Genomic DNA, 12,716 nt, shown 5'->3' on the forward strand with positions numbered 1-12,716 from the left:
GCAGCCCCTTTGAAGGAACTGCCTGTCGTTTTTGGTCACAAAACGCTACCGGATCAGGTGCACAAATTGCTGTCCTTCCAGTTGTTCTCCCAGAACTCCTGTCACCTTGTACTGGTAAAAATAAACTCCTTCCGAAGCCGGATCTCCGTTCGGTAACGTTCCGTCCCATTTGAAATCAATATCGGAAGATTGGAATAGCTTGTTGCCCCAGCGGTTGGTAACAGTTACCTCCAAAGTAGCGATGTTGAAACCTGCAAATTCGAAGAAATCGTTGGTGTGATCGCCGTTTGGCGTGAAAATATTCGGGAATTCGATCACCATCGGAAGCAACTGCTCCGGTTCGGTAACCACGATCGTCACATACGCCGTATCTGAACAGCCGTTTTGAGAAGCAACCAGGATCACGGTATAAGTTCCGGTGCTGTCGTATGTCTGTGTCTGGCCGTTTGGATTGGCTGTGTGCAGATCGATGCCGTTTCCGAAAGACCAGTAATAGCTATTTGCATGCTGACTTCCGTTGCTCAGGTTCACGACCAGTGGAGCAGTTCCGCTCGATGGATTGGCATGAACAACCGCAATTGGCGGAGGTGTTAAAGTCACTGCTGCACTTGTACCCGTACAACCGTTTGCATCAGTCACCGTAACAGTAATCGGTGCAGATGTCGTGGTCTGGATGCTTGGCGTACTTGCTCCCGTGCTCCAGGAGTATGTCGCATAAGGCCCGCCGGCATCTAGCACCGCCTGGTCTCCCTCACAATACCAGAGATTTCCGCTGATCACCGGAACCGGGTTTGGATTGATCGTCAGCGTTACGGTTGAAATACTGTCGCAACCTCCGGATGAAGGGAAAGTTTGCGTATACGTTCCTGCGGTGTTTTGAGGAATTCCATGAATCGAAATACTTTGTCCCTGGCAGACAGAAACCGATGAGTTGGTAACAATCTGGGCCACTTCGGTGACGTTTACCGCCGGACTCGTTGCCTGGCAGCCGTTATTATCGGTGACTGTTACCGTGATTCCGTTTTGAGCACCTGTACTGATCGTTTGAGTGCTGGCTCCCGTGCTCCAGGAATAGGAAGCATAAGGCCCGCCCGCACTGAGCACCGTTTGGTTTCCGGTACAGTAAGTCAGATTCCCGGAAATAACCGGATTGGGGAGCGGATTTGCAGTAACAGTGTGTGTTTCTGATGCCGGACAAGTTCCGTTCGTTGTGTATTGAACGGTATACGTTGTTCCGGAAATGGCAGTCGAAATCGCACCGGTCGAAGCATTGATTGTTGCTCCGTCGCCAGGAACGGGATTGAAACTGAATGTTCCGCCCGGAGTAGCAATTCCCGAAGCCTGGTTGCTGGTTCCAGGGCAGAAGTTGGTCAGGGTAAATGCTGGATTATCTGCAGGATTGATGGTGACAACAATTTGAGTTGTTCCAAAACAGGTCGGATCATTTGGATCTTCATAGCGCAGCCAGTAGGTTCCACTGCTGGTCACGGTCGAAGAAATCGGGCTGGCATCATTTTGCGCATCTGTTTGCGTAGCATGATAACTCAAGGTTGCAGGAGCAGATCCGCTTGTGATAGCTGTAGCGAGATTGACTGTTGCCGGAGCGCAGGTGGTGATTGGATTTACGCTGACTGCGGGAGGAACGCATCCGCCGCACGGATCAACAATCAATTGGATATTTTCAGTATGTGTAGCACAACCCGGAGTTCCGTTGGAAACTGTCAATACATAATTTGTAGAGGAAGTAGGGCAGGCCTGCGTGTTAATGCTGGTTGGGTTGGAAAGTCCTGTTGTGGGCGACCAGGAGTAATTTACCGGCGCATAAATCGGAGGATCGTTGAAGGTGATTGACCAACCTTGTAGCGTTCCGATTCCAAGTCCCAATCCCGGTGCATTGAATGTCAAAGTCCATACTCCGTTCGGATCGCAGCCATTCAGATTCGAAAAGGGCTGATTGGGATTCCATGGTCCGCCGGAAGCTGGGAAAGTTCCACCCAAAGCACTTCCTCCGACCGGAACAAACACTGTACTGTTGTAGTTTCCGGAGGCCACACCTGCAGGAGCAAGAATAATGGAACATCCTCCCGGTGAAGTGAGGGTAACGGTAAATCCACTTGCCGTCAGGTTACAGGTCGACCCGAACCCGATATTGGTTCCGTTGCAGTTGCATCCACCGAAAGACGTACAGAAAAACGACCCGGAAAAACTGACTCCGTTGATGGTCACGTTCTGGATCAGTCCGTTGGAAATGGATGAGGTGTTGATTCCCTGCACATTGATATTTACGGCTGCACTTCCGGAAGCCACCAGTGAAAACTCGTTGTTTTCATAGGTTTCGATTCCTCCCGGATCCAGAACAATTCGTCCCGTTCCTGAAATCGTGGAACATTCTCCTGCACAAAGTGTTGTCGGGTTGGCAGCAACCTGTACGTCGTATACCGGATCAACCACTGTAATCGTGATGCTGGAAGTACAAACCTGTCCGGTTCCGGTTGTGATCTGAGCGGTGTAAGTAGTAGTCGTTGTTGGAGTTACCGCAGTTGGATTGACCCCGCCCGGGTTTCCGATTCCGTACGAGTAGTTGTCGTGAAGCCAGATGACTTCTGCATTGATGTCGTTCTGGAAAATCTGCACGTTGTCAATGCCCCAGTGGTCATAATCCGCACCGGAGTCTGCCGTTTGATGCCAGCGGATTAGCGTATTGGATGTAATTGCTGCTGCCGGAAGTGCAAAACACCAGTTGTTCCAGTTCGTCAGCTGCGGATCGTTTCCGCCATTCGGATCAAAATAATGAATGTCAATCCAGGTAGCACCGCCATTGATGGAATACTGCAGGTAGACACCTTCGTCCGGTTCGTCCGGGCCTTCGCACGGAGCCGCATTTCCCTGGATTGCAAAAAGCAAATCGAAACAAATCGACACTCCGGCAGTTGCTGCAGTAAGGTTGTAGGAAGCAGAAGTCAGGGTTCGTGGAACACTGGTGGTACTTCCCATCCAGGCATGCGGCGTTCCGTCTACACCGCCAGGAGAACAGGGATTATTGAAATTCGTGGAACCGGGAGTGGAGCTCCATCCGGAGCCAAACCCTCCGGTGTTGAACGTTTCATTCAGAACCATCTGCCCGGTTGAAGAACCATAAGCAGTGAGGTTTACACTTTGTCCGCAGGTAATCGTGGTCGAAGTGGCGGAAGTATTGATGTCGCATTGGGCGAATACACTTTCCGCTACCATGAACATGGTAGTAATCAGTAGTAGTAAGAATTTCATGACCTAGTTTATTGTAACATTCCGGAGGTCGAAGCTCACCAGAGAACGTTTGATTGTGTTTTTCTTATCTTGTGCAAACAGGTAAAAAGTCTTGTCGCTTGTAGTGGAGGTGTTGTACCCGACACTCGAATTTGCCGGAATCACCACCTTGAATTCTTTTTCCTGGGGTTTCGCCGTTTCACTATCGGAATACGTCACGAGCCGGTTAAAGCTCAGCTGTACTTCCCGGTTGGTTTGGTTTTCATACCGGAATACGATCCGGGCATGGTGAATTCCTTGTTGCGGATCGTTGATTTCAGTCAGTTGGTACTGAATGACAACTCCCGCTTCTTCGTAGTAAGTCTGCCATTCCTGCGCTTTCGAATGAAAAGCAAACAGTGTGGCGACGAATAAAAATGCAATTGTTTTCATTTGTATTGGTTTATAGTTGTGTTACTTGATGAGATTCACGTGTCCGGTGATCTCATAACGTTTATCCATGTTTCGCTCTTTCAGCGTGATTTTATAGGTGTAAATTCCTTCTTTGCAGATCGTCCCGGCATAGGTTCCGTCCCATCCGGTGTACATGTCTTTGGATTCAAAAACAATTTCTCCCCAGCGGTTGAAAATCAGGAACGAAAAATCCTTGATGTCGAAACCGGGACTAAAGACCGGAACGAAGTAATTATTGACCTCATTTCCGTCAGGAGTGAAACTGTTCGGAACGTACCAGTACAATTCGTCCGTCACGGAAATGACTATTCGGGCGGTATCGCGGCATCCGAAATCATTTGTTGCAGCTAATACGACCGTGTAAACAGAAGCAGTGCCTTCATACACATGAACCGTGTTGGTCGATGTGGAAACGGTTCCGTCGTCGAAATTCCAGGTATAGTTGTTTGCTCCTGTTGAAGTATTGGTAAACTGGAACACCGGGTTCAATACGGTTTGTTCCGTAACATCGGCATTGAAGCTTGCAATGACTGCCGGGTGAATGGTGATCATATCTGCAATAGTTGCTGAATTGGTACAGCCGTAGGCATTCGTAACGGTTAACGTGACATCGTAAATTCCTTCCTGCTGAAAGGTTTGAGTCACCGAACCACAGCCGTTTTGCGTGCCCAAACCTTCGAACGTCCAGACACATCCGGAAGAAGCGCCTCCGGTATTCGTAAAGACAATGTTTTGAGGAGCACATCCTTCGGTCAGGTTGCTGGTGAATGAAGCCTGTGGAGCATCAACCACGGTAAACGAAACGGAAGTACTGCATCCGCCGCTGTTTTGATACGTAATGGTCGTTGTTCCGGGAGCGATTCCGGAAACCAATCCGTTGTTGTCGATCGTTGCAACCGCCGGATTGGAGGATGCCCATGGATTCACCGGGTCAGGTGTTCCGCTTCCGGATAAAGAAGAGTTGGTTCCGTTACAAACGGTTGTGTTTCCGGAAATGGCAGGTGCGCCGACAACCTGGAGTGTGTAAGTGGAAGAGCAGCCGTTTGCATTTGTAAACGTAATAACCGCCGTACCTCCCGCAATTCCGTTTACCATGCCTGTATTGCTGATTGTTGCGATTGCCGGATCAGATGAACTCCAGGGAGAAGCGGAAGCCGGTGTTCCTGTTGCACTGAATGGAATCGTTGTCCCAATGCAGACTTCACTTCCTGAGATAACAGGTAATTCGTGTACCGTCACCGTTTGAGTGTCTGTTCCCGGGCAAGCTCCGCCGGTTGTATATTCGACTGTATATGTTGTTCCTCCGATTCCGTTGGAAATCGAACCTGTTGCGGGATTGATGACCGCACCGTCTGTTGGAAGCGGGTTAAAGACAAACGACCCTCCCGGAGTGGCAATTCCACTTGCCGCATTGGTCGTTCCTTCACAAAAATCTGTGAGCGTGAAGGAGGCATCTTCTCCTCCGGACGGAGCATTTAAAGTTGCGAAATCAATCGTCGGACAAGTGCCCGATGCATCTGAAACTTCAAGTGAATAGGTTCCGGGACATAGATTTGAACTACTTGCCACATTGGTTCCGATTGCGTTTCCGGAAGCGTCGAACCATGCATAGGTATAAGGAGCGCTTCCTCCCGAAACAGTTGCTGTGATAGAACCGTTACACCCCGTGCCGCAAGATGGCTGAATGATTTGCAAGTTATCAATCACCGGCCCGCCGACGCTTCCAACTGTTGCACTGCCGCTGCTTTGGCATCCGGTATTGTCTGTTACGGTAATGGAGTAGGAACCCGCGGTAAGCGTCGTGAAAGTTCCCGAATTTTGAGCAGTTCCTCCGTTGATACTGTAAGTGTAGCCTGGTGTTCCTCCTGTTGGAGTAATGCTGATTTCACCATCGGCATTTCCACAATTCTCCGGAATAACCGTTGTTGAGAATGAAAAACCGGAAGCCGTTACTGTTTGGGTAGCGGTAGCCGGGCAAGCTCCGTTTGTCGTGTATTGAACGGTATATGTTGTTCCGGAAGTGGCATTCGAAATTGCCCCGGTCGAAGCATTGATCGTAGCTCCGTCGCCAGGAACGGGATTGAAACTGAATGTTCCGCCCGGAGTCGCAATTCCCGAAGCCTGGTTGCTGGTTCCCGGGCAGAAGTTGGTCACTATAAATGCCGGATTATCTGCCGGATTGATTGTGACAACAATTTGAGCTGTTCCAAAACAGATCGGATCGCCTGGATCTTCGTAGCGCAACCAGTAAGTCCCGCTACTTGCTACGGTCTGTGAAATTGGGCTTGTGTTGTTTTGTGCGTCTGTTTGCGTAGCATGATAACTTAAGGTAGCAGGAGCAGATCCGCTGGCGATAGCCGAGTTCAGATTGATCATTACCGGTGAACAGGTGGTGATCGGGTTTACGTTGACTGCCGGAGGAATACATCCTCCACATGGATCAACAGTGATCTGAACATTTTCGGTATGCGTAGGGCAGCCTGGCGTTCCGTTGGAAACGGTCAGTACATAATTCGTTGTGGAAGTCGGACAGGCTTGCGTGTTAATGCTGTTGGGGTTGGAAAGTCCGGTTGTGGGCGACCAGGAGTAATTTACCGGCGCATAAATCGGAGGATCGTTGAAGGTGATCGACCAGCCTTGCAATGTCCCGATTCCAAGTCCCAATCCCGGCGCATTGAATGACAAAGTCCATACTCCGTTCGGATCGCAGCCATTCAGATTTGAAAAAGGCTGATTGGGGTTCCAGGGACCTCCTGTCGGAAAACCGGTTCCGATGTTTGTCCCTCCAACCGGAACGAACACCGTAGAGTTGTAATTCCCGGAAGCAGCTCCTGCCGGAGCTAATACAATGGAACATCCTCCCGGTGAAGTGAGGGTAACGGTAAATCCGCTTGCCGTCAGGTTACAGGTCGACCCGAACCCGATATTGGTTCCGTTGCAGTTGCATCCACCGAAAGACGTACAGAAAAACGACCCGGAAAAACTGAATCCGTTGATCGTCACGTTCTGGATCAGTCCGTTGGAAATGGATGAGGTGTTGATTCCCTGCACATTGATATTGACGGATGCATTTCCGGATGCAACAACGGAAAATTCGTTGTTTTCATAGGTTTCGATTCCTCCCGGATCCAGGATGATTTGCCCGGTTCCGGAAATGGTAGAACAACTTCCGGCGCATACCGTTGTCGGATTAGCAGCAACCTGTACGTCGTAAACAGGTGCAAGTACATTGACCGTAACGGTGGTGGTACAAACCTGCCCGGTTCCGGTTGTGATCTGAGCCGTATAAGTCGTAGTTGTTGTCGGAGTTACAGGATTGGGGTTCACGCCGCCCGGGTTTCCGATTCCGTATGAGTAGTTGTCGTGAAGCCAGATCACTTCTGCATTGATGTCGTTCTGGAAAATCTGCACGTTGTCAATGCCCCAGTGGTCATAATCCGCACCGGAGTCTGCCGTTTGATGCCAGCGGATTAGCGTATTGGATGTAATTGCTGCTGCCGGAAGTGCAAAACACCAGTTGTTCCAGTTCGTCAGTTGCGGATCGTTTCCACCGTTCGGATCAAAATAATGAATGTCAATCCAGGTAGCACCGCCATTGATGGAATACTGCAGGTAGACACCTTCATCCGGTTCGTCCGGACCTTCGCATGGAGCGGCATCGCCTTGTTCGGCAAAAAGCAGGTCGAAGCAAATCGACACTCCTGCGGTTGCTGAAGTGAGGTTGTACGGAGCAGAAGTTAAGGTTCTGGGAACGCTGGTGGAACTTCCCATCCAGGCATGCGTTGTCCCGTCCACTCCGTTGGAAGAACAGGGATTGTTGAAATTCGTGGAACCGGGAGTGGAGCTCCATCCGGAACCAAACCCTCCGGTGTTGAACGTTTCATTCAGAACCATCTGCCCGGTTGAAGAACCATAAGCAGTGAGGTTTACACTTTGTCCGCAGGTAATCGTGGTCGAACTGGCGGAAGCGTTGATGTCGCATTGAGCAGACACCACGGAATAGTGGAATGGTGTGAGTAATAGTAGTAGCAGACACTTTTTCATGCAGGCTTTTTTGGGAAATAATGAAATCAATGACCCTGCGGAAAACGCGCAAGACCATACTCATCTACTTCCTGAGAAGGAAGGAAATACCCTGAAGTTTTTTCGAAATCGTTTGGGAGAGATCAACGATTCGGGTTTAAACCAATGCACTGGATGGCGATTGGCTCAATACACGAAAAATAACTTATTGCCTTCACAATAAGCTTGTTAGTAGTAGACCCTAATTAATCAGCGTCGTAGATGTAAGTACATCAAAGTTAACGAAGAGAATAGATAAAGGATGCTTCATGTTTGATTATTAACATAAAGTATTCAAAAAATGACAATATTAACTAAAACAGGATGGATTTGTTAAAGTCCCAATCGTGCTTTCAAATCGCTGTAGGAAGAACGCGAAATGGGAATACTTGTTCCGCTTTTCAGGATTGCTACGTAGCTGTTTTTCTCGTAGGATTCAATCTTCGTCAGCTGATTGACGTTCAGAATATACGAGCGGTGAATGCGGATAAACTGATCTTTCGGAAGCACCTGTTCAAAATGATTCATGGTCTGTTTTTTCAGGATATACTTTTTGTCCTGGTAAATCTTGACGTAATCGTCGTATGCTTCAATGTAATCCACGTCCTGGATCGGGATGATTTTAATTTCCGTTCCGTCTTTCACCACAATGCGGTTTTGCTCGTGGATAATCTGAAGCGGAATATCTGCTTTTTGGGTCGTATGACTGAGTTCTGAATTCCTTTTTTTGCTGACAGCCGCGTCAAAACGCTCTTCAGAGAAGGGTTTTAACAGGTAATCCAGCGCATTGACCTCGAATGCTTTCAGGGCAAATTCGTCAAAGGCGGTCGTGAAAATCACCGATGGCGTATCAGAGAGGAGCTCCAGCAATTCGAAACCACTGATTTTCGGCATCTGAATGTCGAGAAAAAGTAGATCCGGTTTCAGTTCAGGAATCAGCTTCAATGCTTCAAATCCGTCGCTGGCCTCACCAACCAGGGTAATATCACTGTACTTCTGCAAGTGTTTCTTGACAACTTCTCTTGCCAAAGGTTCATCGTCTACAATAAATGCCTTTATCATTGTGGGATCAAAATTTTTGTAATGAATAGTCTGTCTTGCTTTTCGGTGGTGAGCAGATCGTATTGATTGTAGAGCAGGGAAAGCCGTCTTCTGACACTGGTGAGTCCGAATCCTTTTCCGGTTTTGTATTGCACGTAATCCGGGTCGTATGGGTTTTGCACTTCGATGGATACTCCGGATTCGTTTGTTGAAACACGGATCGAAATCGTTACTTCACCGGTTGAACCGTACAAGCCGAATTTGATGGCGTTTTCAATGAGCGGTTGAAGCAACAGGGGCGGAACCGGAGTTTGAAGACAGTCATCCGTGATATCGAATGCTGTTTTCAGGCGGTGTCCGAAGCGGATTTTTTCAATTTCAAGATAGCGTTTCACCTGTTCGATTTCTTCCGAAATGGGAACGAGTGTCTGGATGTCTTTCCGCAAGGTTCCGCGGAGAAAATCACTCAGGAGCAAAATCATGCGGTTGGCTTCCTTCGGATTGAGTTCCGTAAGTGCTGCTATCGAGTTCAAACTGTTGAAGAGGAAATGCGGCTGCAACTGCTGGTGGATGTTATCCAGCTCTGCCTTTGTTAAGGCACGTTCCTGTTCGATGAGTTGTTGCTGCACCTGCGACTGGATCTGCTGATTTTTATTGATCCACCAATACTGGCTGATCGCAATCAGGATGAAGAAAACAATGCAGGCACGCGGCCCTTCATATGGGAGAATGTAGTGTGTCCAGCGTTCGTTACCTAAAACCAGTTTGAACGCACTGTTGATCATGATCTGGTAAAAAGCGGTCAGCATGAAAATCAAACCGAAATTGGAAAAATTGACCTGACTTTTTGCGTGGTAATAGGTTTGAATGAAATACAGAACCTGTGAAAGAATTGAGATAATCAATCCGGAAAACAAGGCGTCTTTCCAGGCGATGTCGAATGGGAAATGATTAACCAGCAACAAACAGAAAAGTACAAGACTTGCAAGTACTGTACAGCCTATGAACAGCAATTGAACTCTTGTACTTGTTCGGATAAACATCGGATTGGTTATTGTTTATTTGCTAAAACTATTGACTTCGATTCCCCCGAACATGCAGGTTCCTCTCAGGATAATGACTTTATTCGGTTCTCCTGCTTCACGGGTGTAGACCGGTCTTTTGTCTTCAAATGCTCCGAAGACACTGGCTATTTCAGAAATAACTTCCCAATTATTCGGAATAGTAAGGGTCGTTCCTCCGAAGATGGTAGTCATGTCGACCACTACACGACCTTCAAAATCTGCCTGTGAAAGATTGATGTCCGATCCTCCGAAGATGGAAACAATATCTGCTCCCTTGAAGTTTTTACTCACAACCGTTTTGGTAATTCCACCGAAGAAGCTCACGCTGTCGATGAAGTCGTTTTCGTTGTATTTGTACGAACCGTAACCGCGTTGGTGTGCTTCGTGGATGTGTTTCCAGTTTTCCCTCGTAAACCGGTGATGTCTTCTGTGTCTTCTCCCGAATTTCTTATTGGTGAGGATCATGAAGAGGCCAACGATAATTAAGCCAACCGGTAGAATCAACTTGACATCGATGAGTTTCGGGTACCATTCCGTGAGCAGAAAGGTATACCCGATCACAATCAGGATGTAGCCGTGCATTTTTCGGAACTTGTGCTTAACAAGTACAACTATTCCGATCACCACCAGGATCATTTGCCAGCTGAGCAGGTACTCGGGAACTTCATATTTCAGTTGTTTTAGCAGGTATACGATACCAAAGAATATAATGGCAAGGCCTCCTGCTATCTTTCCGCGTCGGTGACTTTTTTGTGCTTTTAGGATTTCGTGTTCGATTTCCGTGCGGATATTCATGTTATCTGTTTCCATAATCTGAACGATTTACATGACAAAGGTACGGGAAGGATCAGCAGTTCACCAGTCAAAATCGGTCAATGGTGGACGAAAATCGGTTAACGTCCGTATTTCCACTCTTTTGACTTTCCTTCTTTCAGATTTTCAAGCGTTTGTTCCAGTCTCCGTTGTTTGGTTTCTGGTCTTTTTGCTCCCACAATCCACACGATGTATTCCTTTTTGTGGGATGGCGGAAAGGATTCGAAAACGCTTTTCGCCTGTGGATTTTGATCCAGCAATTCCTGGAGTTCTGCCGGAACTTTCAATGCCGGTTTTTCCGCTTTTCCGGTCAAAACGCGCGGTTTCACTCCCTGTTCGGTGAGTGCCATAGCTTCCAGGATGTAAGCTCCCAATTGTTCCCGGTCCGGTAAATCCGAAAGAGCAGTCATTTTTCCGAGCGCACCCATGCCGCCTTCTTCTGCACGCTTGAAGATCCCATAGGAATCACTCATTTCAGGCTGAAGCCAGAAACCGAAAGCACAGTGTTTTTTGAAAGAAGCCATGCTGCACAGGATTTTACCACGGTACATGAAATGCGGAAAGCTCCACTTCCAGCCTTCCTCTACGTCGGGGCAGAAAGCATGAACGGTTTCGCGTAATTGTTTTAAGATCGGTTGTGCAAAATCTGCAGATTTTTCAATATAAGCTGTGATGCGATCATCCTGCTGCTTCATCGGTCTTCTTTTTACGAATGAGGAAATAGGCAATGAATCCGGTCGGGATAAATGCCAGTAAACAGGTAATGGTCATCCAGTTCGGGTAATAACCGAGCATGAGTTTGATCAGTGCCAGTACGTTGAGCACAACGATTGAAGCAAGCATGGGTTTGAAAGAAGTTCTGCCCGAAATGAAGGTACTCACGATTCCGGCTACGAAAGCAGAAAATACCCAGTTGCTGACGATAATCAGTTTCGCGCCGAACGGTACTTCTGTTTCAACAAACTCAGCCATCAAAGCACGGTCAATGGGAAATGGTTTGGAGGGAGGAAAAAGATAGAGGCTCAAACTGTCTCCCAGAGCAACAAAAAGTCCACCGATAATTATTCCAAGTACAATAGCGATCGTTTTTCTATTCATATCAAACGTATTTATGTAAATATATCAATTGAAAATTGAAAAGTTAAAATTGAAAAGGGAATTATCACGATTCATTTTCACTACTCGTTTCAATAGGATTTGTATTTTGTACCAAAATTGATTTTTGAGCGTTTAGAACAAAAAACTGAGCATGACCAAATTGTACTTTATTGTCAGTCTCCTGATCGGCGGAGCTTGCACATTTTCCCAATCATCCAAATCACAGCTGAATTCCATCGAAGCTGAAGCAGCAAGTGTTGCATCTGATTACGATTCTCTCCGGATTCAGCATGTATTGCCCCGGCAGATTGAAGCCGTCAAAAAATATGTTCAGAGCCGGGGAACGGTTTATTCCCAACGGAAAGCCATCCTGGTGGATATGAAAATTCCATCGAAATACTACCGCTTTTTTGTCGTGGATTTGAAAACGAACGAGATTCTCTCCAAAGGATTATGTGCTCATGGAGCCGGGTCGGAAATTCCCGGAACAGATTCCCTTCAGTTCAGTAATACGCCGAATTCCTATATGACGTCGCTTGGCATGTATCAAATCGGAAATGCGTACCAGGGAAATTTCGGGAAATCGTATAAACTCCTCGGGTTGGAAAAATCAAACGATAAAGCGCTGGCCCGTGCCATCGTGCTGCACCGTTACAGCTGCGTTCCGGATGAGGAACAGTATTCCCCGATTTGTAACAGTTTGGGCTGTGCCATGCTTTCCGAAAATTACTTCGAAGAATTGATCCCGATTATTGATGGAGAATCAAAGCCGATGATCCTGAAGATTTATTATTGATAATTACGAATTACGAATTACGAATTACGAATTACGAATTACGAATGCGAGAGGATTATTTTTGCATTAGGCATTAGGCATTAGGCATTAGGCATTAGGCATTAGGCATTAGGCATTAGGCATTAGGCATTAGGCATTAGGGA

9 protein-coding genes are annotated in these 12,716 nt (G+C 47.4%); 1 reads left to right on the top strand and 8 read right to left on the bottom strand.

Features of this window, described 5'->3' with window-relative positions; all coding sequences use genetic code 11:
* Positions 1 to 45: 45 nt before the first annotated feature.
* The 8 genes from ABDV94_RS09040 to ABDV94_RS09075 form a co-directional block, all read right to left on the bottom strand.
* Complete coding sequence (locus ABDV94_RS09040) at positions 46 to 3,267, bottom strand: gliding motility-associated C-terminal domain-containing protein (protein ID WP_343606673.1); 3,222 nt, start codon at positions 3,265 to 3,267, stop codon at positions 46 to 48.
* A 3-nt stretch (positions 3,268 to 3,270) separates the two neighbouring features.
* The gene (locus ABDV94_RS09045) at positions 3,271 to 3,678 is read right to left on the bottom strand and encodes a hypothetical protein (protein ID WP_343606675.1); all 408 of its coding nucleotides are present in this window, start codon (positions 3,676 to 3,678) and stop codon (positions 3,271 to 3,273) included.
* 21 nt (positions 3,679 to 3,699) lie between these two features.
* Positions 3,700 to 7,743: a PKD domain-containing protein gene (locus tag ABDV94_RS09050; protein WP_343606677.1), complete on the bottom strand. Its 4,044-nt coding sequence runs from the start codon at positions 7,741 to 7,743 to the stop codon at positions 3,700 to 3,702.
* Positions 7,744 to 8,094: 351 nt separating this feature from the next.
* A complete protein-coding gene (locus tag ABDV94_RS09055; RefSeq protein WP_343606679.1) occupies positions 8,095 to 8,823 on the bottom strand; it encodes a LytTR family DNA-binding domain-containing protein in 729 nt (242 codons plus the stop codon).
* Entirely contained in the window at positions 8,820 to 9,845 is a 1,026-nt protein-coding gene (locus ABDV94_RS09060; protein WP_343606681.1) for a histidine kinase, read from the bottom strand. The genes ABDV94_RS09055 and ABDV94_RS09060 overlap by 4 nt, the downstream gene beginning before the upstream one ends.
* A gap of 15 nt (positions 9,846 to 9,860) precedes the next feature.
* The gene (locus ABDV94_RS09065) at positions 9,861 to 10,676 is read right to left on the bottom strand and encodes a DUF5668 domain-containing protein (RefSeq protein WP_343606683.1); all 816 of its coding nucleotides are present in this window, start codon (positions 10,674 to 10,676) and stop codon (positions 9,861 to 9,863) included.
* Positions 10,677 to 10,759: 83 nt separating this feature from the next.
* On the bottom strand, positions 10,760 to 11,374 hold the full coding sequence (locus ABDV94_RS09070; protein ID WP_343606685.1) for a YdeI/OmpD-associated family protein: 615 nt from the start codon (positions 11,372 to 11,374) through the stop codon (positions 10,760 to 10,762).
* Positions 11,358 to 11,777, bottom strand: a complete 420-nt coding sequence (locus ABDV94_RS09075; RefSeq protein ID WP_343606687.1) for a hypothetical protein — start codon at positions 11,775 to 11,777, stop codon at positions 11,358 to 11,360. The genes ABDV94_RS09070 and ABDV94_RS09075 overlap by 17 nt, the downstream gene beginning before the upstream one ends.
* Positions 11,778 to 11,928: 151 nt before the next feature.
* On the opposite strand from ABDV94_RS09075, the gene ABDV94_RS09080 reads away from it, so the two are divergent.
* The gene (locus tag ABDV94_RS09080; protein WP_343606688.1) at positions 11,929 to 12,573 is read left to right on the top strand and encodes a murein L,D-transpeptidase catalytic domain-containing protein; all 645 of its coding nucleotides are present in this window, start codon (positions 11,929 to 11,931) and stop codon (positions 12,571 to 12,573) included.
* Positions 12,574 to 12,716 lie beyond the last annotated feature (143 nt).

This window comes from Fluviicola sp. (assembly GCF_039596355.1).
GTDB lineage: Bacteria > Bacteroidota > Bacteroidia > Flavobacteriales_D > Crocinitomicaceae > Fluviicola.

Coding starts and splice junctions, on each gene's coding strand:
- ABDV94_RS09055 (WP_343606679.1), bottom strand. CDS start 8,823: ATGATAAAGGCATTTATTGTAGACGATGAACCTTTGGCAAGAGAAGTT.
- ABDV94_RS09050 (WP_343606677.1), bottom strand. CDS start 7,743: ATGAAAAAGTGTCTGCTACTACTATTACTCACACCATTCCACTATTCC.
- ABDV94_RS09040 (WP_343606673.1), bottom strand. CDS start 3,267: ATGAAATTCTTACTACTACTGATTACTACCATGTTCATGGTAGCGGAA.
- ABDV94_RS09080 (WP_343606688.1), top strand. CDS start 11,929: ATGACCAAATTGTACTTTATTGTCAGTCTCCTGATCGGCGGAGCTTGC.
- ABDV94_RS09060 (WP_343606681.1), bottom strand. CDS start 9,845: ATGTTTATCCGAACAAGTACAAGAGTTCAATTGCTGTTCATAGGCTGT.
- ABDV94_RS09070 (WP_343606685.1), bottom strand. CDS start 11,374: ATGAAGCAGCAGGATGATCGCATCACAGCTTATATTGAAAAATCTGCA.
- ABDV94_RS09075 (WP_343606687.1), bottom strand. CDS start 11,777: ATGAATAGAAAAACGATCGCTATTGTACTTGGAATAATTATCGGTGGA.
- ABDV94_RS09065 (WP_343606683.1), bottom strand. CDS start 10,676: ATGGAAACAGATAACATGAATATCCGCACGGAAATCGAACACGAAATC.
- ABDV94_RS09045 (WP_343606675.1), bottom strand. CDS start 3,678: ATGAAAACAATTGCATTTTTATTCGTCGCCACACTGTTTGCTTTTCAT.